The organism is Priestia megaterium (genome assembly GCF_041941685.1).
Lineage (GTDB): Bacteria > Bacillota > Bacilli > Bacillales > Bacillaceae_H > Priestia > Priestia megaterium_C.
On sequence record NZ_CP130958.1, the window covers coordinates 2956112 to 2978565 of the forward strand.

22 protein-coding genes and 1 pseudogene are annotated in these 22454 nt (G+C 37.9%); 7 read left to right on the top strand and 16 right to left on the bottom strand.

Going from position 1 to position 22454, the window contains the following annotated elements; all coding sequences use genetic code 11:
- The 16 genes and pseudogenes from Q5794_RS15330 to Q5794_RS15405 all read right to left on the bottom strand — a co-directional run bounded on the left by Q5794_RS15330 (position 1) and on the right by Q5794_RS15405 (position 17406).
- Positions 1–1098 carry an acyltransferase gene (locus Q5794_RS15330; RefSeq protein WP_214986828.1) on the bottom strand — a complete coding sequence of 366 codons (1098 nt, stop codon included), beginning with the start codon at positions 1096–1098 and terminating at the stop codon, positions 1–3.
- Positions 1099–1315: 217 nt separating this feature from the next.
- Positions 1316–1996, bottom strand: a complete 681-nt coding sequence (locus tag Q5794_RS15335; RefSeq protein WP_227257185.1) for a hypothetical protein — start codon at positions 1994–1996, stop codon at positions 1316–1318.
- A gap of 528 nt (positions 1997–2524) precedes the next feature.
- Entirely contained in the window at positions 2525–3232 is a 708-nt protein-coding gene (locus Q5794_RS15340; protein WP_214986829.1) for an ABC transporter ATP-binding protein, read from the bottom strand.
- Complete coding sequence (locus tag Q5794_RS15345) at positions 3229–4026, bottom strand: ABC transporter ATP-binding protein (protein ID WP_192993967.1); 798 nt, start codon at positions 4024–4026, stop codon at positions 3229–3231. Before Q5794_RS15345 ends, Q5794_RS15340 begins: the two co-directional genes overlap by 4 nt.
- A 12-nt stretch (positions 4027–4038) precedes the next feature.
- Positions 4039–5325, bottom strand: a complete 1287-nt coding sequence (locus Q5794_RS15350; RefSeq protein WP_214986830.1) for a branched-chain amino acid ABC transporter permease — start codon at positions 5323–5325, stop codon at positions 4039–4041.
- A gap of 9 nt (positions 5326–5334) precedes the next feature.
- On the bottom strand, positions 5335–6321 hold the full coding sequence (locus Q5794_RS15355; RefSeq protein ID WP_057237408.1) for a branched-chain amino acid ABC transporter permease: 987 nt from the start codon (positions 6319–6321) through the stop codon (positions 5335–5337).
- Positions 6322–6402: 81 nt separating this feature from the next.
- Positions 6403–7578 carry a branched-chain amino acid ABC transporter substrate-binding protein gene (locus tag Q5794_RS15360; protein WP_214986831.1) on the bottom strand — a complete coding sequence of 392 codons (1176 nt, stop codon included), beginning with the start codon at positions 7576–7578 and terminating at the stop codon, positions 6403–6405.
- A gap of 477 nt (positions 7579–8055) precedes the next feature.
- On the bottom strand, positions 8056–8418 hold the full coding sequence (locus Q5794_RS15365) for a P-II family nitrogen regulator (RefSeq protein ID WP_013057611.1): 363 nt from the start codon (positions 8416–8418) through the stop codon (positions 8056–8058).
- Positions 8419–8432: 14 nt separating this feature from the next.
- Positions 8433–9659 carry an ammonium transporter gene (locus tag Q5794_RS15370; RefSeq protein WP_192993971.1) on the bottom strand — a complete coding sequence of 409 codons (1227 nt, stop codon included), beginning with the start codon at positions 9657–9659 and terminating at the stop codon, positions 8433–8435.
- Between the two features lie 266 nt (positions 9660–9925).
- A complete protein-coding gene (locus Q5794_RS15375) occupies positions 9926–11464 on the bottom strand; it encodes an AbgT family transporter (protein ID WP_206532520.1) in 1539 nt (512 codons plus the stop codon).
- Between the two features lie 231 nt (positions 11465–11695).
- On the bottom strand, positions 11696–12658 hold the full coding sequence (locus Q5794_RS15380) for a class F sortase (protein ID WP_214986832.1): 963 nt from the start codon (positions 12656–12658) through the stop codon (positions 11696–11698).
- 107 nt (positions 12659–12765) lie between these two features.
- Positions 12766–14109: pseudogene (locus tag Q5794_RS15385) on the bottom strand (copper amine oxidase).
- 249 nt (positions 14110–14358) lie between these two features.
- Positions 14359–14538, bottom strand: coding sequence for a hypothetical protein (locus Q5794_RS15390; RefSeq protein WP_214986833.1), 180 nt, complete (start codon positions 14536–14538; stop codon positions 14359–14361).
- A gap of 129 nt (positions 14539–14667) precedes the next feature.
- Positions 14668–15600 carry an alpha/beta hydrolase gene (locus tag Q5794_RS15395; protein ID WP_374988137.1) on the bottom strand — a complete coding sequence of 311 codons (933 nt, stop codon included), beginning with the start codon at positions 15598–15600 and terminating at the stop codon, positions 14668–14670.
- Between the two features lie 15 nt (positions 15601–15615).
- Positions 15616–16170, bottom strand: coding sequence for a GrpB family protein (locus Q5794_RS15400; RefSeq protein WP_192993979.1), 555 nt, complete (start codon positions 16168–16170; stop codon positions 15616–15618).
- Between the two features lie 90 nt (positions 16171–16260).
- Positions 16261–17406, bottom strand: coding sequence for an acyl-CoA dehydrogenase family protein (locus Q5794_RS15405; protein ID WP_374988138.1), 1146 nt, complete (start codon positions 17404–17406; stop codon positions 16261–16263).
- Between the two features lie 198 nt (positions 17407–17604).
- On the opposite strand from Q5794_RS15405, the gene Q5794_RS15410 reads away from it, so the two are divergent.
- The 7 genes from Q5794_RS15410 to Q5794_RS15440 all read left to right on the top strand — a co-directional run bounded on the left by Q5794_RS15410 (position 17605) and on the right by Q5794_RS15440 (position 22442).
- Positions 17605–18810, top strand: a complete 1206-nt coding sequence (locus tag Q5794_RS15410) for a YARHG domain-containing protein (RefSeq protein ID WP_214986837.1) — start codon at positions 17605–17607, stop codon at positions 18808–18810.
- 183 nt (positions 18811–18993) lie between these two features.
- Positions 18994–19773: an STAS domain-containing protein gene (locus Q5794_RS15415; RefSeq protein WP_374988139.1), complete on the top strand. Its 780-nt coding sequence runs from the start codon at positions 18994–18996 to the stop codon at positions 19771–19773.
- A gap of 143 nt (positions 19774–19916) precedes the next feature.
- Positions 19917–20159, top strand: coding sequence for a spore germination protein (locus Q5794_RS15420; protein WP_013057625.1), 243 nt, complete (start codon positions 19917–19919; stop codon positions 20157–20159).
- Positions 20160–20266: 107 nt separating this feature from the next.
- Positions 20267–20509, top strand: a complete 243-nt coding sequence (locus tag Q5794_RS15425; protein ID WP_013057626.1) for a spore germination protein — start codon at positions 20267–20269, stop codon at positions 20507–20509.
- Positions 20510–20560: 51 nt separating this feature from the next.
- Positions 20561–21064, top strand: coding sequence for an Hsp20/alpha crystallin family protein (locus Q5794_RS15430; RefSeq protein WP_214986838.1), 504 nt, complete (start codon positions 20561–20563; stop codon positions 21062–21064).
- 89 nt (positions 21065–21153) lie between these two features.
- Positions 21154–21579: an Hsp20/alpha crystallin family protein gene (locus Q5794_RS15435; RefSeq protein ID WP_025751247.1), complete on the top strand. Its 426-nt coding sequence runs from the start codon at positions 21154–21156 to the stop codon at positions 21577–21579.
- 44 nt (positions 21580–21623) lie between these two features.
- Positions 21624–22442: a hypothetical protein gene (locus Q5794_RS15440; protein ID WP_214986839.1), complete on the top strand. Its 819-nt coding sequence runs from the start codon at positions 21624–21626 to the stop codon at positions 22440–22442.
- Positions 22443–22454: the final 12 nt, after the last annotated feature.

Consider the following 22454-nt stretch of genomic DNA (forward strand, 5'->3'; position numbering starts at 1 on the left):
TTATTTATGCTGTAGCTTTGTAAATGAATGTTTGTGCAGCTTTACATGTAATTTTCCCTTTGTCCATTGAATCCCTCTATATAAATAGTACGAGCACCAAAAAACTGCTGGAACGATAAGTACATAGGCAACGATACTATTCGTAAAGAAAGAAGAATCTATTGAACGAAGCAATCGATAGGTCTCATTTAATATACATATATGCACTACATAAATTCCAACTGAATTTTTCCCAACCTTTGAAAAAAACGAGTTTTTGCCAAGACCTGGACTGCTCAATACGAATAAAAACAATGATGCTGATAAAAAAATCGTAGACATAAAATAGTCTCCGGGCTTGCTGTGCTGGATATTAACCAACCAGTAACGCTCGATGATCTCTAACGCTGAAAACACAAAAAAGCTGGCTAAATAAATCATTGGCCTTGCATTTAATACTGACAAAATTTGCTTACCATAAAGGGCAAACATAGCTCCTAATACTGTATAGAACAAACCAAAGAACAGAGCATCTCTCGTTTGAAAAGAAAGTGGAAAAAATAAAGAATAAGACTGCCCAAATAACCCAGTTACATATAATACGGTGCTGATAAGCATTAATAAGCCAATCTTTTTCCATCGTTGAAATAAGAAAACGATGACAACAGCCCATATTAATGCAATCAAGTACCAAAGCTGAAATCCGCTTGTGTCACTTCCATAATAAAAGATATCTTTGAATGTGATGGATGATGTTAAATAATCAGCTACTGCACCTTTTCGTTCTGCTAATGTTCCGTGGTTCTGAAATAAGCGCAGAACTACACCAAACAATAAATAAAAGATGAACCAACATGCGTAAAGCTTTGAAATATTCCACGTGTATTTTTTTAAGTATGCAGAAGGCTTTGGATGTTTTTGAATTTTATTCATAAACAAATATCCTGATACAATAAAGAAAAAAGGAACCGCGAATCGTGCAAATGTGTCAACAATGACATCTAGCACATTTTCCTGGTTCCCTAAAAAGAAATCGTCATGTGATGGGTTAACATGAATACAAACCACAAACACTGTAGCAAAAAACTTAATAAAATCAATTGAATAATTACGTTCCATCTTGTTGTCAGCTCCTTAAAATAAACTCGAGCTCTATTTTAGCATAATTATCCAACCGAAAAAGAGATTTTGGTAAAATTAACCTTATAGTCATGGTAAAATTTTCTTAACTTCCAATATTCTAGTCTTGTTTACTTGTATGATGTCTTTCAACATTCCAAATAAATGATTCTAAAGAACTACAAAATAAAAAAACAGATTACGCGTAACCTGTTTTTTAAATTAACATTTTCCATGCAAACTTATTATCTTGTTTAATATCGACTTCTTTTTCATGCAAAGCCTGCACATGCTGTTTAATTTGTTTGAGAAACAGCATTACTTCCCCGCTTGATACGGCAGCTGAGTTGAGAGATAACGAATGTTTTTTAGCAATTTTTAATTCCTCGGTTTCCACTGAAATACTCACATGGCGAAATAAGTGCCAAGGGTAGTAAACTGTTTTAAAAGATTTTGAGAAATAAATTCCTTTAGAACAAACGGTAATCCCTTCGGTTTTTTGAAGAGGATATGTATTTAAATGAGCTACAATTTTTTCTTTAGCAGGTAAATAGAGCCTGTTTCGCATCTCTTTTTCAACTTCTTCACATAGTTGTCCTTCTACCGACAACACATCTTTTGGATCAGGGGTTTGATGAATTTGAAAAGACGAACAAATGGAAGTTAATTCTTTTGAGGATACACACGGATATATATAGTCTTGACACATATATTCATGGGAATGAGTGCGAATAAATTTCTTGATTTTTTTTAATAGAGATACTAGCTTTCTAGCTGAGTAATCGTTTTGATTGACTTGAAATTTCTCCACGTCATTAAAACAAATCATTTCTTCTTTTCGAATGGTAATGGATTGAATGTTAGCGAACTCTTCCCATAACATTTTTCCTTTTTTCATCCCTCTGCTTTTCCAGTAAATCCCCTTATTTGTAAAGCAAATTCCCCTTTTATCTAGGCCCGCTATAAAAGAGCTGTGTAAATACGCAATTATTTTTTCTTGAGGCTGAAACTGAAAGTATTTGCTAGCCATTTTTTTGTAGAAACTAGGTATTTGCATTACATAAAATTGACTTTCTCTATAGATTAAGCATAAGTCAGTCAAATAATTAGTTTTCAGCGTCGCCACGCTCTCACTTCCTTTTTGAGTGTAAATAACCGTACCCATTTTTTTCTATTACTTTATAAACGTTTTTTAACAAAAAAAGTTTCAACTTTTTTTGTTTTTTATAAAAAAGCTTTAAATTGAATCATTTCTTTCATCTAGGAGGTTACCTAATTACTCACTTATTCAATAATCTTATTTTAAACGTTCCCTACTTAATTAAGAAACTAAACCAGATAATAGCAATGCTTACCTGCTTTATCCAAATCATCCCTTGTGAACAAAAACAAACCGCAGCGTTAAAGCGCGATGCGGTTTGTTTTTTTAAGCTAAATAAGCTTCTTTTATTTTTTCATTATGAATTAATTCCGAGCCTTTCCCTTGCAGAATAATTTCTCCCGTTTGAATCACATAGCCTCGGTGCGCGATTTGCAGTGCTTGATAAGCGTTTTGTTCAACGAGTAAAATGGTCATTCCGCTTTTATTTAATTCCATAATGATTTCAAATATTTGTTCTACAATGATAGGAGCAAGCCCCATAGAAGGTTCATCTAGCATAAGCATAGAAGGATTCATCATAAGCGCTCGCCCGATAGCTAGCATTTGCTGTTCACCGCCACTCATCGTTCCTCCTTTTTGAGTCAATCTTTCTTTTAACCTTGGAAAATATGTGAGTACTCTAGTTATATTTTCTTCTATTACTTTTTTATTAGAAAGTGAAAATGCTCCGATAGTTAAATTTTCTTTTACCGTCATTTTAGGAAAGATCTTTCTTCCTTCTGGTACATGAGCTATTCCTAAACGGGCCGTTTGGTGAGGAGGGAATTTCGTGATGTGGGTGCCTTTATACATAATACTACCTGCTTTGACAGGAGCTTGACCGCTAATGGACTTTAATGCGGTAGATTTTCCGGCTCCATTGCTTCCGATAAGAGTCACAATTTCTCCTTCTTCTACATCAATCGTTATTCCTTTAAGTGCTTGAATTCCTCCATAAAAGGTATCAATTTCAGTTAACTTTAATAGAGTCATGTGCTTTTCTCCTTTCTTTCTATCTCCTCTGCCGCTCCTTTTCCTAAATAGGCTTCGATCACTTTTGGGTGTGTACGGATATGTTCAGCGTTTCCTTCCGCAATTTTTATTCCATGATCTAATACAATAATATGATCAGAAATTTTCATGACAAGCTTCATGTCATGCTCAATTAATAAAACGGTTATTTCCCGGTCTTTTCGTATCGTGTAAATAAGATCCGTCAGCTCTTTTGTTTCACGCGGATTCATACCAGCAGCCGGTTCGTCTAATAATAACAGTGAGGGTCTAGTAGCTAACGCTCTGGCAATTTCGAGTCGGCGCTGCGCTCCATATGATAAGTTATTGGCTACTTCGTTATATAAAGCTTCTAGCCCAACGTATTCTAACAGCTTATACGCTTCTTTTTTAGCTGCTTTTTCCGCTCTTCTTGCTCGAGGTAAATTCAACAGCGTTTCAAAAGTGGTTGCTTTCAAATGGTTGTGCATCCCAACTAACACATTTTCTAAAACCGTTATATTACTAAATAACCTGATGTTTTGAAATGTCCGAGAAATCCCTTGTTTTGATACGCTGTGAGGTTTTAGCCCTGTTATAGATTGACCATTTAACATAATATCACCTGAGGTTGGCTGATAAACACCTGTCACCATATTAAAAAATGTAGTCTTCCCAGCGCCGTTTGGTCCTATTACAGCTGTTATTGAATTTTTTTGAATATCCATTGTTACGTCTTGATTGGCAACTAAACCGCCAAAAGTCTTGGTTACATTTTTCACTTCTAAAATAGACAATTTCTTTCACCTCTATAGATTGACGTTTTTCTCAGCCGCTGAAATCACAGGCTGCATTTCTTCTTCCGCTTCTTCTTTCAGCTCTTTCAAATCGAACGTAGGCTGTTTAGCAGGAAGCAACCCCTGAGACCTGTATAGAGCAAATAGAATAAGAAGTCCGCCAAAAATAAATCGCTGCATTTTAGCTGGCGAAAGTGCATCTGGTATAGAGATAACCCCGTTTAAACTCAGTTGATTAAACCAATCGGTGAGCTCCGTTAATACTTGAAGATTAAGAATGGTTACAACAGCCGCTCCAAGTATGACGCCTGGAACGCTCCCCATTCCTCCTAAAATAACCATGACTAAAATCGTGATAGATTCTAACAGCGTAAAGCTGGTTGGGTCAACAAAGGTTTGCTTAGCGGCAAAAACTACTCCCATCATGCCTGAAAAAGAGGCACCGATAGCAAACGCAAGCAGCTTTGTTCTGACAAGGTGAATTCCCATCGCTTGAGCTGCAATTTCATTTTCACGAACCGCTTTCCACGATCGTCCTACTTTAGAATATTCAAATCGCCGTACAATGAAAATAACCGCAGCTAAGATGACTAATACTACATAATAGAACTGACTTGGATATACTAAGTTAATCCCAAAAATAGAAGGCGGCGTCACGGAGGACAGCCCCATTGCTCCGTTTGTAATATTGATTGGTTTATCCAAATTGTTAAATACAATTCGAATAATTTCCCCGAATCCAAGCGTAACGATAGCAAGATAGTCTCCTTTTACGCGCAGCACAGGTATACCAAGCAGAACTCCAAATAAAGCGGCTATTAGGCACCCCGCAATAATAAAAAACCAAAAGCTTTCTCCTGATAATGGGTACGTACCAAAAGGCATAAAATTAGCAGCTTGATTGGTCGCGAAAATTCCATAAGTGTAAGCCCCAACTGCAAAGAAAGCAACAAATCCCAAATCCAATAATCCCGCTAATCCCACTACGATGTTCAACCCAAGTGCCATAGCAATATAGATGCCTACTAGTGTAGATACTTCCATATAGGATTCATAAGCAGGGCCTTGGCTAGCTGAAAAAGGAAGCAGTACAATTAAAATGAGCCCTGCTATTAGCCATTTTAATTTAGTAGAAAGAGACATAAAATACAGAAGTAATAATGAAAATAAAAGAAGTAAAAATGCGACAACGGACTTTTGGGCAAGCATTAAACTACCGCTTGTTGCAATTACATATATAAAAAATAGAATGATTTGCGCTTTTTTGTTTCCTTCAAGCCTACTCATTAATTTTTTCATCTTCATCACCTACACTTTTTCTGTAACGGCTTTTCCAAATAAGCCTTCTGGTTTAAAAATTAACACCAAAATCAAAATGGCAAATGCAAATACATCTTTATACTCTGCTCCTAAAACATTGCCGGTGATTGTTGATAAATTCGCAGCTGCAAACATTTCAAGAATGCCAAGCATTAGCCCTCCAAACATTGCACCTCGTATATTGCCTATTCCTCCTAAAACAGCTGCTGTAAAAGCCTTTAATCCTAATATGAACCCAATGTAAGGATCAATTGTTCCGTAATGAAGCGCAAATAACACACCGGTTGCGCCTCCTAGAGCCGAACCAATAAAAAAAGTAAGGGAAATGACTTTGTTTACATTAATGGACATGAGTGAAGCTGTATCGGGATCTTGGGCTACAGCTCTCATTGCCATTCCCCATTTGGTTCGATTTACAAAAATTTCAAGTCCGATCATTAAGCAAAGAGCAACAATTAACACTACAATAAACGTTACTTTAAATGTAGCATCATCAAATGATGATGAAAGAGAAGAAGCGCTGACCGATACTTTGCCTGAAAATAAAGCAGGGGTATTAACAATATAGTTACCATTCTTAAGTTCCGTAATGAAGCGCACAAAATCCTGTAATAGAAACGACATTCCGATAGCTGTAATAAGTGTAATCAGTTTAGAAGACTTGCGTAGGGGGCGGTAAGCCACTCTTTCAATTCCCATACCAAGAAACCCAGTCGCAACACTCGTAATAAGAAGAACTAAAATTAACGTCACAACAGCTGGAAAAGCTGCAATCCAACCTACGCCTGTTAACCCTATTAAAATAGCGGTTCCGATAAAGGCGCCTGACATAAAAATTTCGCCGTGTGCAAAATTGATGAGTTCTAAAATGCCATATACCATCGTATAACCTAGGGCAATAATTGCATATACAGCTCCTAATGTTAGTCCGTCAATTAACACTTGCGGCAGCGTTTGTATAATATGAGCAAACATATAACCTCGTCCCTTTCGTCCTATAAAATCGATTTTAAGAAAAGAAAGGTACGGAACATCCATACCTTTCTTTTCTAAGGTTTACTGTGAGATTTCTCCTTCTAATTTAGCTGGGTACGAAGGAGCGTCAAACTTATAGATAAAGATTTTAGCGTATTTATTGTCTCCTTTCTCATCAAATCCTACCTGCGTAAGTTCTCCTTTGTATTCTGTAATATCGCGTACGGCGTCACGTACTGCTTCATGAGAAGGAAGCTTTTTATCATTGTCTTCAATTGCTTTTTGAATACCTTGAAGCATCACTTTCATGGAATCATACCCGTATACAGAATATGACTCTACTTTTTTATTGAATTTCTTCTCATAATCTTTAGCGAATTGTGTCTTGGAAGCATCGCCTGCTACTGACGTAAGATACGTATCTTTTACAGCATCTCCGGCAATATCAACTAAAGTTGATGAGTCTAAGCCATCCCCTCCCATAAACTTAGCGGTAATTCCTTTGTCACGAGCTTGTTTAATTAAAAGTCCGCCTTCTGCATAAAGACCACCAAAATAAACGAGATCCGGCTTTTCTTTAGAGACTTGATTTAACACACCGTTAAAATCTTTTTCTCCAACCGTAATTCCTTCAAATCCGACAATTTTTGCTCCTTCTTTTTCAGCTGCTGTTTTAAAAGCATCTGCAAGCCCTTGTCCGTAAGCTGTTTTATCTTGAATGACAAAAATATTTTTTGCTTTCAACTCTTTAACAGCATATTCAGCTCCTGCAGGCCCTTGGAAGTCATCGCGCGCTACAATGCGGTTAACCGTTTTTAACTTTCGATCTGTTACGTCCGTTGCTGTACTTGCAGGAGAAATCATTGGAATTGAATATTTCTCATACGTTTCAGATGAAGGAATGGTAACCCCTGAATTTAAATGTCCTATCACTCCATAGACGGCTTTATCTGATCCAATTAACTGAGCGTTCGCTACGCCTTTTTTCGGGTCACCTTGATCGTCATACGGTACAAGCTGAAGCTTATATCCTAATTTTTTAAACGTGTCTTTTTCTTCATCAAGAGCTAGCTGAGCTCCCAGTTTGATCGCTTCACCTAACGTCGCACTACCTCCTGACAAAGGGCTTTGCGTAGCAATTTTGATAACATTGCTGCCTTTATCTTCTCCTGATGTACTGTTGCTCCCACAGCCAGCTACAAACCCTACCGATAAGACCGTTGTTGCTAAAATAGATAACATTTTTTTACTTAGCATGTAGTAATCGTTATAAAACGCTTAATAGCGGCTAGTCTTTTATAACGATTTTCCCTCCCTTTGTTTGCGTCTAGAACGCTTTTTATCTTTGCAACAAATGTCATTTCTGAAAACGGTGAAACAGCTTGCTGTTTATGTACATCTTTTTTCACATCCTTTCATAATAGATTCAATCTCATATATAAAGAGAAACTAATAAAAGTAAAAATATAGTTATTTTTTACTATTATAAAAGGATAAACAGCATTATTTCACCAAATTTGTCAGTAACAATGACACATATTTTTATAATTTTCGAAATTTTATAAAAATAATTTTAATTATATTCACTTATTTTTTGCGATATACTTTTTGGCTATATATATAACAAAAAAGCATGTCACCATAAGGAAACATGCCGTGTAACTATTCAGCCTAATAAAAGGTGCATAGTATGCACCTTTTATATGACCCTTTGTTTTCTCTTTCTCCCTAAGTTTAACTATTATTTCGTAATGCCTGTGATCCCTCTTCCCCTGTTCGGATCTTAATCGCATTTTTTAATTCATAGATAAATATTTTCCCATCTCCAGGCTGACCTGTATTTAGTACTTTTCTTGCTTTATCAACAACGTCAGATACTGGAACTTCGCACACCACAATTTCTACTTTAATTCGTGCGTGCATATTGTCTTGTTTTTTAACGCCTCTATAAAGTTCCGTAATGCCTTTTTGCAACCCGCACCCCAGCGCATCCGTAACTGTAATACCGCTAACGCCAATTTTCGCCAGTTCTTGCTTAAGCTCTTCAAACTTTGAAGGGCGTGTAATAATTTCAATTTTTGTTAAAACATCACTCACTGTGCCCACCCCTTTTACATATTCGATTCGTGATACGCTCTTTCACCGTGCAGCGTAATATCAAGCCCAAGCGTTTCTTCTTCTTGTGTCGCACGCAGAGATACGATTAATCCAACCACTTTAACAATAATGAAGGTAGCAATACCGACAAATAGGTACGTTGCTACGATAGCCATCAGCTGTTTCCAAAGTAGACTTGGATCTCCGTAGAATAAACCATTCGCACCGGCGTCATTTACAGAAGTTGTGGCAAATAAACCTGTTGCAATACCTCCCCATGTTCCCCCAATACCGTGAAGACCAAATGCATCTAACGCATCGTCGTAACCGATTTTCTTTTTAAGTGAGAAGATACCCCAGAAACAAACCGCTCCGCCGATAAAACCAATTACAATAGAGGCAAACGGTGTAACGAATCCACAAGCTGGTGTAATAGCTACAAGTCCAGCAATCGCTCCCGAAACAGCTCCAAGCAGCGTAGGTTTTTTATTGATAATCCACTCTACTACAAGCCAGCCGATAATTCCTGTTGCTGCCGCTGTATTCGTGTTAATGAAAGCCGTCATTGCAACGCTGTTAATAGTTAAAGAACTTCCAACGTTAAAACCAAACCATCCGAACCAAATCAGCATTCCGCCTAAAAGAGTTAACGGTAAATTGTGAGGTGCTGCGGCATCGGCATTTTTTCGTTTTCCAACAACAAGAGCTAGAATTAATCCTGCTACACCTGATGAAATGTGAACGACGTTTCCTCCGGCAAAGTCAATAGCTCCTAGTTCACGAAGCCATCCGCCAACTCCCCAAACCCAGTGTGCTACTGGTGCATATACAAATAATGACCATAGGATAGCAAATAAGATAAATGCTGAAAACTTCATGCGCTCTGCAAAAGCTCCAGAGATAATAGCTACTGTTAGTACAGCAAATGTCAGCTGAAACATCATAAACATATTATGCGGGATCGTAGCACTGTAGTCCCCGTTTGGAGTGAACCCGACTCCTTTTAATCCCACCCAGTCCAAGTTACCAATAAAAGCATTGCCACCGGTAGAAAAAGCTAACGAATAGCCTGCCACTATCCAAAGAACGGATATAACAGCTAAAGAACCTACGCTATACATCGCGGTACTTAACATGTTTTTACTTCGAACCATGCCCCCGTAAAACAATGCAATAGCTGGTGTCATAATCCAAACCAATAATGCTGAAAAAAACATAAATACTGAATCGCCCATTTGCATGATGATTTCCCCCTTAAGTACGAATAAATAACCCCTAAATTTAATGTTAGATTATATAACATCTCTTGTTATGTTTACTATCATATTTGATTTATATGTATTTAGCAACTACTTTTTGCAAATTTATTCAGAAAACTTTTGTTTTTTTATACTGTTTTCTTTTTCTTATGTATTCTCCTATGTACACATAAGCTGAACTATTTTTTATACGTGTTAGAGTTTCTGACATAAAAAATCCTCTTCTTGGAGTAGAAGAGGATTTTTCTTTACAAATACATATATACACCAGGCCCTAGAGGAATACCGAATACTGCAAAAATAAGCAACATAATAATCCAAATCCCTAAAAAGGCTAGAGTATAAGGAAGCATAAGTGAAATAATTGTGCCAAGTCCTGCCTTAGGCTCGTATTCTTTCATAAAGGCTAAAATAACAATCATGTATGGATTTAAAGGAGTGATTACATTCGTGGAAGAATCCGCTATTCGGTATGCTGCTTGAATAAATCCAGGGTTGTATCCTAACAGCATGAACAATGGAATAAAAATAGGTGCTTCTAGTGCCCATTGAGCGGAGCCGCTAAAAATAAGAAGGCTTAGAACAACAGTTAAAAATACAAAACCAACCACAACTGGAAGTCCAGTTAGATTTAGTGCTTTTAATGCATCCGCTCCTTCTACTGCAATCCACGTTCCAATATTAGTCCAATTAAAGTAAGCGATAAATTGAGCAGCCGCAAAAATAAGAACAATATAGCTAGCCATATCTTTCATCGAATCAGTCATATAAGCAGGTACATCTCTAGAACTTTTGATTTTCCCTACTGTTATTCCGTAAACAGAGCCAACTACCACAAAAAACAGCAGCGTGATCGGAATGATACCATCTAAAAAAGGAGATGGAACAATTCCACCGTCTTCATTTCGTAGAGGAGAGTTGGGCCAAAATAAGAAAACAGCTAGTACAGCGACATAAATACATGTAGCAACGATACTGTTTTTTAATCCTTTTGCTTCTGCCTCACTAATTTCACCAAAATCATTGCGTTTTTTTCCTTTATAATTGCCCAGCCTAGGTTCTACAATCTTTTCAGTGACGATCGCCCCTATAACGGTCAAAACAAATACAGAAGCCGCCATGAAATACCAGTTCGCTGCAGGACTGACAGCAGCGCTTGGGTCAATTGTTTTAGCAGCTTCAGTAGAAATGCCTGATAACAATCCGTCGGTTCCGGATATAATAAGATTTGCTGTAAAGCCTGATCCCACCCCAGCAAATCCTGCTGCTAATCCAGCAAGCGGGTGCCTTCCTACTGTATAAAAAATCATTGCGGCAAGCGGAGGCACGATGACAAAAGCAGCATCTGCCGCTAAGTTGGCCATAATTCCTGTAAAAATGATGGCGTATGTAATAAGAGCTTTAGGAGCATTTAAAATCGTTTTCTTTATGGCCACTTCAAGCAGACCTACTTTTTCTGCAAGTCCGACTCCAAGCATCATAGCAAGTACAAGTCCTAGGGGCTTAAATTCAGTGAAATTGGTCAGCATCGATGTTAAGATATACTGAATGCCTTCATGCGACAACAAACTTTTAATTGGAAGAGTCTTATTAGTACCGGGATGGACTACCGTTACTCCCATACTATTAATAGCAACAGATGCTACTACGATAATAAGCGCTAAACATACAAACAAAATAAAAGGATCAGGTAGTTTGTTTCCGATTGCTTCTACTCTTCCTAATAGTTTATCTAGAAAAGTTGTTGGATGTGATTTTTGCTCTGTTTGCAAATTAGGTTGTGCCATGCTTTCTCTCCTTTTTCGTTTAGATTCTTTTTAGATTTTTTCCTTTTAATTACCAAAAAGACTATTAGTACATAATAATCTGAATATTTATATTATTCAAGTATTATTTTTAAGGAATTTTTATTTATCTATTAAAACTAATAGCATTTAGATAAATATAAAGGCAGAAGATATCTTTTTAATCGACAATCAAAAATAACAAAAAGCCCTCCGTTTAAGGAGAGCTTTTTGTTATTTCGCTATACTAGACGGAGCGGACTCTTTTCCTGACTCATTAACAGCTGTTACATAGTAACGAGCTTGAGATGCGTCGGAGTCAGCAAAGCTTTTTCGCTCAAATTCCGAAACGCTGCCAATATGGACAAATGTTCCGCCTGGATTCTTTTTATAAATTCGGTAACCGATAATATTACCTTCTCGTACCGCGTACCACGTAAGCAAATTACCGCTCATCTTTACATGTGTAGGAGGTTGTGGAGCAGTTGCTTCACGCTCCAATTCTTTTGCTTGGTCAGCTTTTAGTTCTGTATAGACAACTAACCTCTCTTGATGGGCTCCTTCCGCACGGTCAAACGTGCCTGCGCACGTAATCAGGTTTAAATTACGTTTGTTGCTGTACCCAAAAATTTCGTTTAGAGGTGCCTTATCTCGCGGATAGCTTTTTATACGTTTAACAACAAAAGTAAGCGTGGTCCCCTGTGCATCTCTTACGGTAATTTTATCGTCTTTTTTTAAGTTTTTTAGGTTGTAAAAGACGGCAGGGCCGGTTTTACTGTCTAAGTGTCCTGCTAATACAGCATTTCCTTTTACGCCAGGTTTAGCTCCTGGTTCAAACCAAGCAACTCTATTTTCTGTAGATGGTGCTGCCATTTCACCGCTGTCTAATAATCCTACTTGTTCAATTGAAGCCTCCACATGAACAGCAGGAATGGACACTTTTTCAGGGATGATTCCTTTGAATTCTTTGTTTAACTGTTTGGCTTCTGTTTTATGCTTTTTTAGTACAGCAAATTCTTCTTCAAGCGTTACCCGGCTTTTTAGATCCTTTGATTGTGCTTCTTTTTCTTTTTGCTTAGCTGCAGCCTGTTGCTTTGTTTCTTTTGCTTCTACCATTTGTTCTTTAAAATATAGCCCGCCGCTAACAAGCAGGACTAAACTTAATATACAGTAGGCGAGAACAATCGCTTTTTTCACATCGTCACCTCATTTCACAGCTGTTTATAAAAAAGAAGAGAGAACAACCTCTCTTCTTTTTTTCAGGACTCTTGACTTTTAATTCATAAGGAAAAGGAGAAAAAATATTATTTGCTTACGGGTTTCTTGCGTAAAATAACTCCAGCTGTTAACACAGCTAACGAACCTAGTGCAATATAGATCGCTGTTAGTGGGTTCATCGTTGATTCAGATGCCCCGCCCATACCTGTTTTCGGCATATCTGTGGGCATAGCTGTTTCAGCAAACTTATCCGGGTTTTGTTTTACGATTGCTTCACCTAAAGCTTGGCCAACACCAAACATTAATTTATACCCTTCACGATACGTATCATAACTTCCAGCGTAGTCACCGGATGCATATTGCTCAAATGTTTTAATAACCATATCTTCGTGTGCTTTTATAGCTGCCTGTGCGTCTGCAGTTGGAAGGTTTCCATCTGTTGCTGTTCCTAAGAATGTACCAAATTCTTGCGCGAATTTATGGAGCTTATCTTTTGCAGCTTTTTCTCCTGCTTCATCGCCTTTTACTTGAGCACTTACTAATTCAGCTTGGGCATTGATGTGATCTCCTTGCCAAATTTTTTCTAATTGTGCAGCTCCTTCGTCCCCATATACTGAGCCGATTGCAGCTTTAAAATCTGCTGTGTTGGCATTTTCTAACCAGCTAACATAGTTGTAATCTTTTGAACCGTTAAACCCTTTTTCCATTCCCATTGTTGCTAGAGCAAAATGTTCTGCTGCTAAGCTGTTTAATGAAGAACGTAAATCTGCTGCTGGTGTATCTACTTTTGTATTGTCGAATTTATCGGGCATTTGCGTTACGATTGCATTTGACAACGCTTTACTAATTGCAAACATTTGCTGATATCCTTCGCGGTACGTCTTCGCGGCTGCCTCATAGTCACCTTCTACATAATCTTCAAACGTTTCTTTTACTTGATCTTCGTGCACACGAAGCGCTTCTTTTGCAGCATCTTCAGGTAGTTTACCTTCCGTAGCAGTGCTTAGAAACTTAGCAAATTCATTTACGAATTGATCTACTTCTTTATCTACTTCCGCCATGGCTTCTTTGTCGTTCTCTTTTGTTGCTTTTACAAAATCATCTGTGTAATTGTTGTGTTATCTGAAAATTCGTTCAAATTCAGCCGCTCCTTTATCACCATAGATAGAAGCAATAGCTGGTTCCATGTCGACGGCATTTTGATCCAATGCTTTGAACGCAGCGTCAGCATCTTTAGAACCATCATAAGCTGTTGTCATAGCGGCAACGGCAAGCGTAAAGTGTTCAGATAATAGGTAGTCTAAGTTCGCTCGTAGATCCGAAGCTTTTGTTACTGCTGTTGGTTTTGCTTCCTCTGCATTTGCAATAGTCGGCATCAATAGTGAAGCTCCTAGTACAGGGATCATTAATTTTTTACTTAATTTCATCATTTTCCACTCTCCTCATTTTAGTTGATGTACGCCACTTTTTTCATTCTTACTACATCTTAAACCATTAAATAGATTGAACATTTTTAATATTCTATATATTGAATTTTTATGTTCCCTCACATTTAATGATCCTTTTTAGGAAGTATTCTCTTTCTATCTACTAAACGATTGCTGAGTGATGTTGGATCACTTTTTGAAAAATTATTTTAAATTCAACAGAAAAAGAGATTGAGACATAACAAGATAAATTCAATTTAAAGACGAACAAATGGGATATATGAGCTGAACTGCTTGAGACACCGCAGTTGATTTCCGTGCAAGACTTCGCTTTCCGCGGGCGGCCGCTGGACCTCCTCGTCGCTTTCGCTCCTGCGGGGTCTCACCTGTTCCGCTTTTCCCGCAGGAGTCTTCGTCTTGCCCTCCAATCAACTGCTAGAAAGATTTACACACATGAAATCTACATTTGTCCTAACAAAAAAACGAACCACTAATCAAAAGCCTTGATCAATGGTTCGTTTTACATTTCGTCTAAAATATTTTTGTCCCAGCCTCTTTTTTTTACAGCGATTGCTCAATAAAAGATAATACGCGCTTTACATATTCTTTTTTGTATACATAATAATTTTGAACGTGTTCTGCTTTATCAGTTTTCCAGAAGTGAAAAGCATCCGGGTGCGTTTTAGCCATTTTTTCACTTTCAGTGTAAGGAATTTTTGTATCTCCTGTGCTGTGTATGAATAAAATTGGTCGAGGGTAAATATGCTCGACTGCTTTAATGGGACTAGCTTCAGCAGGATTTGCACCTGCAATAACAGGAAGAATAGCAATGGTTAGCGGTGTAAACGGAAAGTTTGGTAAATGAGACCATACAGATAGATTTTCTTTTAAATAAGAGGTTAAATCACTAAAGGGACTATCGGCTACCACTGCTTTTACGTCGTCATCTTGAGAAGCTGCTAGTAAAGAAGTCGCTGCTCCCATTGAAATGCCGTAGAGCACAATTGGCTCTTTTGTTGTTTCTTTCATTTTCTGAATAACGCCTAATAAATCGAGCTGTTCTTTTACACCAATCGTCGTTTGATTTCCTTCTGAGTTTCCTGCATCTCTAAAATCAAACATGACCACTCGATATCCCGCTTTTACAAATTCTTTACTCAGCGGCAGAAAGCCAGCTCCTTGTGCTTCACGGTTATTCCCGTATCCATGTGACATAATAATAGTCGCTTTTGGCTGTTCCGTTGGTTCAATCATCCATCCTTTTAAATGGGTTATTCCGTCTTTGCTCAAAAATACTTGATTGCTATAGTGCATGCCGTAATCACCAGGATTTTTCACAGCAGGATTTTTATCTAGTTTTGTCAGGCTTATGCCTACATAAAGAGAAATTGCCGTACAAAGTACAAAACAAAGAAGAACAAATGATATCAGGCTGATCCATATTGTTTTTTTCTTTTTACCTGTATTTGTCTGTCGATTTAGAACTGGAGTCAAGCTCGTTCCTCCTTTTTATCTAAGATCATCTTTACTATTCTTATTGCTGCTTCCCTTTCTCCATTTTAAAGCTAGCCCATCTATTTTATGAATAAAATTCGTTTTATTTTCCACATATTTTTCTGGTTCAAAGCGATAGCGGTGCGCTAGTTCTATTTTCAACGTTTCGTATTCTTTCGTTGCATCAGGGTGAGTACGCAGATAATCTCGAAACCATATATGCCGATTAATTTCTGGGTGGCCTTTTTCGTAAATATGAACATGATGCGTTCTTTCATTTTCGCCTTTTTGGAAGTATCTTCTTCCTTTTATGCCGTTTTCACCTTTCGCTTCGTATCCAAGCTGTTCCATTCTCTGATTATATGTATCTACTTTCTTTATATCTTTCACTTCAATAAGTAAATCAATAATCGGTTTTGCGCTTAAGCCGGGAACAGCAGTGCTTCCAATATGATGAACCTCTAAAACTTGAGCTGACATTATAGTTGTTAAGGTGGCAGCTTCTTTTGAAAATTCCTTTTCCCACGCGATATTATAGGGTGTCAGCTGAATTTCTCTTACAGACTTCATCTTCAATTCCTCCTCTTGCAACGAAAAAACTGCTTATTATAGAATAGCCTATAATAAGCAGTTTTTCATCATTTAACATGTTATTAAGTTTTATCTAGTAAACGCCTGCTTCGCTAAATTAACAATCGTCATATCATCCATGGGAGGGTTATGAAGCCCGGCACGCACATCTCTATAATAACGCTGTAGTGGATTACTGCGCTGCAAGCTACGTGCTCCTACTATGCGCATTGCTTTGTCGACAACCGTACAGGCACTATTGGTCACCACGTGTTTGACAGCTGCTAACTCTCCAGCTAATGCTGCTCGGTCGCTGGTCTCATCCCATTTACTTGCCACGCTGTACATAAAGTGACGCGCCTGCATGAGTTCAAGTTCCATCTCTCCTACTAAACGCTGCACATTTGGCAACTCGCTAATCGTCCCTTCAATACTATTAGGCGAATATTCTGTAGCAAATGCGACAGCATAATCTCTTGCTGCGATGGCTGTCCCCATATAGCAAGCTGGTATATGAAGCAGCCAGCCGCTTGGCTCATTCTTTTTAAAACCACCGAGGCGTTCAACAAGAAAGTCGTGTTCAATATCGACGTTTTCTAGCACAAGATCGTGACTTCCTGTTCCGCGCATTGCAATCATATCCCATGTTTCTTCTATTGAAAGTCCGCTTGTTTCATGAGGAATTAAAAATAAGCCGATCTCTTCTTCACCTTCGATGCTTGCTTTTACCAAGAAGTAATTTAAGACCGGAGACATCGTGGTGAATGTTTTTCGGCCATTGATTCGCCAGCCTTCTTTTGTTTTTACAGCTTTCGTTTCCGGTTTGCCTCCTCGAGTAGGACTTCCTGTCTTCGGTTCAGTGGCAGCGGTGTTAATAAGTGCACCTTTTTCTATTTCTTTAAAAATAAAATCGAGCATTTGCTGATTCCAAGGCTTTTTTTCACGCAAGTCCATTGTAATCCCCATATGCCATCCAATACTAAGAGCCGTAGAAGCGTCTCCTTGAGCAATTAATTCTTGAAATAATAAAAAATCATAAAGGCGCAATTCATCTCCGCCATATTTGCTTTCGAGAGAAAGACGTGTATAGCCCGCTTCTTTTAACTCTTGAATATTTTCAAAGGGAAACGTACCTTCTTCATCTATTTTAAAAGCTCGTTTCTTAAATTTTCCGACTAGAGGCAGCAGTTTTTCATACGTAGACTTTTGATTTTTATTTACAAATGAAACACTCATTTGCTTCATCTCCTTTTTATATGACAGAGTGTCCCTATCGGATTAATATATAGTTTTTATCATAGCACATCTCACTCTTACTGTGCATGTTTGGGGTGTTTATCTTTCTTATTGAATCTATTCTTTTTCCAATTTAATGGTCTGTTTTACCTATACTTTCCATACATTTAATGGAATAAAAAGAAAGGAATGGTGTGAATGAATCAATGTCCCAAATGCGGTGCCAGTGCAAGCACAGACCAATTATTTTGCAATAACTGCGGCTTTTCTTTCACCGTGTCGCCTGCTGCAGCTAAGCATAAAAAGAAATGGTATATTGGCGGGGGAATTGCGCTTATACTTCTTTTAACTTTTGTATTTTATTTCTTTTTCTCTGGCTCAGAAGAAAAAACGGCTGACCGCTTTATTGAGGCATTAGAATCGAAAGATACAGCTGTGTTAAGAGAGTTATTAGACTCTTCACAGTCTACTATAGTTATTAATGACACATCTATTCAAGCTTTGTTGGATGCAACTTCTGATGGTTCTATTTTACGAGACGTTGAAAATGATTTGAAAAATAAATCGAGTATCTACTTTGCAATAAAAGAACAGAAACATTCACTACTCTTCAAAAAACAGTACGTGGTTGTGCCATCATCATATTATATCTCCCTCACCACGCCAGAGGATGCAACGGTTACAGTTAATGACACAAAACAATCGATATCCAAAAATCAAACGCAAAAAATAGGGCCTTTTATGATTGGAAATTACCCGCTTACGGCTTCTTATGAAAGCTCTTACGGAAAACTTACAGACCAAACCACTGTGAATTTTCACCGGCAAAAAGAAGAAAATATATCTGTTGTATTTAAAGGGGCTTACGTTACAATCTCATCGAATAGAGATGACGCTATTTTATTCGTAAACGGAAAAAGCACGGGACTGCAGGTGAATAGCTCATCACAAATAGGGCCTGTTGCCACGGATGGAAGCGTCACTGTTCATGCAGAAGTGCAAAAAGACGGCACAACGTTCAAAAGCAGTCCCTACACTATTCAAAGTGAAGAAAGTATTATGTTAAATATACAAACGCCGCCCGTCGAAAAGGAAAAAACCGTCATAAAAGAACGAGAAGTGATCGTGCCTGGGCCGCGCTCTTATACTACTTCAAGCTCTTATATTCTTCCTGGTTCGGATTCTTACAAATTAAGCTATAGAGATATTAGCAGTTTGAGCTCGAGTGAACTAAGGCTAGCTCGAAATGAAATCTATGCGCGGCATGGGTATGTATTTAAATCGAAAGATCTTCAAGCCTATTTTTATGAAAAGTCATGGTATACGCCTGATTCATTATTTAGAGACTCCTACTTATCAAGCGTTGAAAAATACAACGTTGATTTTATTAAATCATATGAGTAAGGTGGACTCCCCTTTTGCACAGGGGAGTTTTTTAATTGAAGCGAGTGCTTACTCCTACGTTTTTTTACATACCATGATCCCTATACACGTTAATAAATTTCTTATAGCCTTCTTCATTCTTTTCACTGTAAAATATAAAGTAGATGTACATAAACTTAATACACACATAAGGAGAGATGGAGAATGAATGGAATTGGACGACTTCCACAAAAGCTTAATGGACATTTGATTTTAGAAAATATTCAAGAAACCATGATCATTGCAGATAAAGACTATCGTGTGCAGTGGATGAATGCAAGAGCAATTGAAACACTCCAGCCAGTACTCCCAATCTACCAGTTATCTCATATCGAAGAGTTAATTGGAAAGCATATGGACTTCTTTCATTCCAATTCTGAAGAAGCGGAAAAATTACTCACCTCTCTCCATACAACCTACCGAACGCGTATAACGATTGGCAGTCAATATGTAGCAGAAGCTGTGATTCACCCTATTGATACAAAAGACGGCGAGCGTTATGGCTACTTGCTTATGCTATTAGACTTTACAGATCAAGCCGAAGCAGAGCTTGAAAAAGAACGGTTAATTGAGGATTTGTCCACGCCTTTATTAAAGATATGGGACGAGGTTTTAGCTGTGCCCATTACAGGTAAGATGAATATAGAACGTGGAAAGAAGCTAACTGAAACGGTATTGGAGGCAGTTGTAAAAGAACAGGCGCGCTATTTGCTTGTTGATTTATCTTCCCTTCATTCGTTAGATGAAGAACACGGTTATTATATTAACACGCTCCACGATGCTTTGCGTTTGATTGGTACCACTTGCCTTATTGTTGGTCTTTCTTCAAAAATGGCTCTCTCGCTTGTAGATTCTCAGTTTAATTGGCGAACATTTTCCACTGTCCAACAAAGCATCTCTTACATTTTAGAAAAAAAGAATTATCGTATTGCACCCATTTCATAAGCCCATCATATCATTAAGTAATCCTCTCTCAATCGCTTTTTCCTTCAATCGGAAAAGGCGATTTTAGTTATGAGGAATTGTGAACGTTTAGGCACTTATCATCATAGGATACATTAATCAACCATAGAAAAGGGTGAGAGCGTATGCCAAGTGTTATTAACATTTATAATTTAAAGATCAACAGTATCTCAAGCAACGGTTCTGTCAACATTGGCGAAGCACTCCATAACAGTCACACGGCTCATTCAAAATCCACTGGTACGAACTCTTCTTATGGCGATGTCTCACCTGCTTCCTCGAAAATGCGAAACATTTATATCGATCCTGATACAAATGACCAAACAGATATTGCAAACGTTGATCATGTCAATGGTTATCAGCAGTGATATAGGGCAATGCTTGTCAACAGCATGACGACAAACGGTGAATACATTCTCTCTGAACGCAATAGACTGTTGGAGTAGAATGAATAAAAACAGTAAGGAGTCTCTTTATGCCTCTTCAAATTAACGTTTTTAATATCGTAACAAACGGTGTCACGCAAAACGCAAATATTGATTTTGGTTCCACCATTCAAAACAGTCACACAGCGAACTCAAAGTTTAACGGCGCGAATTTCTCTTTAGGTAACTTCTCTCCTACTTGCTCTCAAATGAATACGGGCGTGTTAGATCCTGATGTAAGCGATCAAGATCAAATTGCAAACCCTTCAGCTCCAATTGGAAATCAAATTTAGCTCTAACAATTTTGTCGTTTTACTTGGCACATTACAAGGAGGTGTGTAAATATGTTTCCATTTGGAAAATCTCCCTTTAAAGGAATGATGGAAAATATCCCAAAAGGAATGGCATCTAAAGACATGAATAAGTATATTCAGCAAATGATTTCTTCTACGATGTCCCATTCTTTTCCGGATTTTATGCAAGGAAATGAATTCTTTAAGCAAGCCCAAGACATGATGAAAGAACAGCAGGATATGGGAACTGAAGGTCATGGACAAAAGCCAAGAAGATTTGATTCAAACGTCATCAATACATTAGATGAATGCATTGTACAGCTAAAAATCCCTAACCGCGATATTATATCAAGCATTAAAGTCTATCATACGCCATATGTGTGTACGATTGAAGGAATAGATGGAGAAGAATCCTTCAAAGAAGAAATTCAGCTTCCTTGTTCGGTTCGTAAAAAAGGCACACGCGCCATATATCGTTCCGGAGTGTTGGAAATCCGGATGCCTAAACATGTTAATATTCCTATGTCTCAAATAGACGTCCACGATTTAGATTAAAGTGGACGTTTTTTTCTGTTTTCATGCATACATATAAAATAGAAAGCTGCAAAAGGACTTGTTTTATTTTTCTTAAGAAGGTGACAAATATGAATCACGGAAAATTTAAAAAGTGGGCAGAAACGTTACAAGAAGAAAACCATACGAAATTTTGGGAAAAGATTTTTGATGATGATCATGAAGAAAAGAATGATACGGAAGCAGATGCTTCTCCTCAAATTGTAAATGAGTATCGAGATTATCCTTTAATTGATGTATATGAATGGGCAAATCAGCTGTTAGTTGTAATTGAAATACCCGGTGCTAAACGAACAGATGTCGAATTGACCATGCACGAAAATACTTTACACATATCCGGTTCATCTCTTCTAACCGTGAAGGATGCAAATGTTCTTCACAAAGAAAGACGTGAAGGAACGTTTCAACGATCAATCATCCTTCCGCCCGCTGTAGGGGAAGCGCCGTGTCACGCATCATTTAAAGATGGTCTTTTGCACGTGAAATTTGATTTGTAATTTATTGTGCAGAACTATACGTAGCATGAAAGGCAGGGAATTTCATGTTTTCTAAGTGGTTTAAACAATCGCCTAAAATTGAAACAGTCCGTAAAATAAATCCGTCTTCCCTTCCAACTCAAAAAAAAGCAAGTCCCATAGACCAACGTTCTAATCAAAAGCGGAAAGAATTACCCGAAAAGATAAAAGCTAAAAAACAGTCTAATCTAAAAAAACCCCCTCAACAGCCAAAGAAGTTGCCTAGCCAAATGGAGCCTAAGACCTCTGTTGAAGCTGAATTCACAAAACCTGCTCTTTCGTCAGATTCAGCGCTGAACCTGCAGGGAATTATTGATCAAGTGACGCGTTTAACCGACGCGATCCCTAAAATAGAAGAGCTTCATCAGCAATTAAATGAATCAGCTCACCTTATTCAATCACTGTCTCAACTGCACGAGCAAACAGCTCATTTACTCTCGGCTATGCAGTCAGCTCCTAATTTCGAAGCTATTCAAAATCAGCTCTCTGCGTTAAAGGAAGAATCGTCCAATACAGCCTTATATGAGATGGTGAAAACTCTTGACAAAAAGATTGATGAAGTAACTCAGCCAAAGCAGTCCATTGTTGTTGAAAAAATCATGGTCGAAAAAGTATTGTTAGACAAAATTGATCTTAGTAATAATTTCGGCCAGCTAGGCATTAAAGATTTGACCGGTCACTTAAACATCGGCACCACTTACAGCGCTGACTCTGATCAAGTGGATGAAGAAGTCAAAGACTTGTTTTCTGTTAAGCTAAAAGAAAAAAAGATTGATGAACATACAACTGAGACAACGATGAGTTCAGGAGGTGAAACAGAAAAGCCTGATCACTCCGCAGAATAAAAAATGACCGCT

Bases quoted from the DNA above. Each gene is read 5' to 3' on its own strand.
- Q5794_RS15330 (WP_214986828.1), bottom strand. From the start codon at position 1,098: ATGGAACGTAATTATTCAATTGATTTTATTAAGTTTTTTGCTACAGTG.
- Q5794_RS15335 (WP_227257185.1), bottom strand. From the start codon at position 1,996: ATGAAAAAAGGAAAAATGTTATGGGAAGAGTTCGCTAACATTCAATCC.
- Q5794_RS15340 (WP_214986829.1), bottom strand. From the start codon at position 3,232: ATGACTCTATTAAAGTTAACTGAAATTGATACCTTTTATGGAGGAATT.
- Q5794_RS15350 (WP_214986830.1), bottom strand. From the start codon at position 5,325: ATGAAAAAATTAATGAGTAGGCTTGAAGGAAACAAAAAAGCGCAAATC.
- Q5794_RS15355 (WP_057237408.1), bottom strand. From the start codon at position 6,321: ATGTTTGCTCATATTATACAAACGCTGCCGCAAGTGTTAATTGACGGA.
- Q5794_RS15360 (WP_214986831.1), bottom strand. From the start codon at position 7,578: ATGCTAAGTAAAAAAATGTTATCTATTTTAGCAACAACGGTCTTATCG.
- Q5794_RS15370 (WP_192993971.1), bottom strand. From the start codon at position 9,659: ATGCAAATGGGCGATTCAGTATTTATGTTTTTTTCAGCATTATTGGTT.
- Q5794_RS15375 (WP_206532520.1), bottom strand. From the start codon at position 11,464: ATGGCACAACCTAATTTGCAAACAGAGCAAAAATCACATCCAACAACT.
- Q5794_RS15400 (WP_192993979.1), bottom strand. From the start codon at position 16,170: ATGAAGTCTGTAAGAGAAATTCAGCTGACACCCTATAATATCGCGTGG.
- Q5794_RS15405 (WP_374988138.1), bottom strand. From the start codon at position 17,406: ATGAGTGTTTCATTTGTAAATAAAAATCAAAAGTCTACGTATGAAAAA.
- Q5794_RS15410 (WP_214986837.1), top strand. From the start codon at position 17,605: ATGAATCAATGTCCCAAATGCGGTGCCAGTGCAAGCACAGACCAATTA.
- Q5794_RS15415 (WP_374988139.1), top strand. From the start codon at position 18,994: ATGAATGGAATTGGACGACTTCCACAAAAGCTTAATGGACATTTGATT.
- Q5794_RS15420 (WP_013057625.1), top strand. From the start codon at position 19,917: ATGCCAAGTGTTATTAACATTTATAATTTAAAGATCAACAGTATCTCA.
- Q5794_RS15425 (WP_013057626.1), top strand. From the start codon at position 20,267: ATGCCTCTTCAAATTAACGTTTTTAATATCGTAACAAACGGTGTCACG.
- Q5794_RS15430 (WP_214986838.1), top strand. From the start codon at position 20,561: ATGTTTCCATTTGGAAAATCTCCCTTTAAAGGAATGATGGAAAATATC.
- Q5794_RS15435 (WP_025751247.1), top strand. From the start codon at position 21,154: ATGAATCACGGAAAATTTAAAAAGTGGGCAGAAACGTTACAAGAAGAA.
- Q5794_RS15440 (WP_214986839.1), top strand. From the start codon at position 21,624: ATGTTTTCTAAGTGGTTTAAACAATCGCCTAAAATTGAAACAGTCCGT.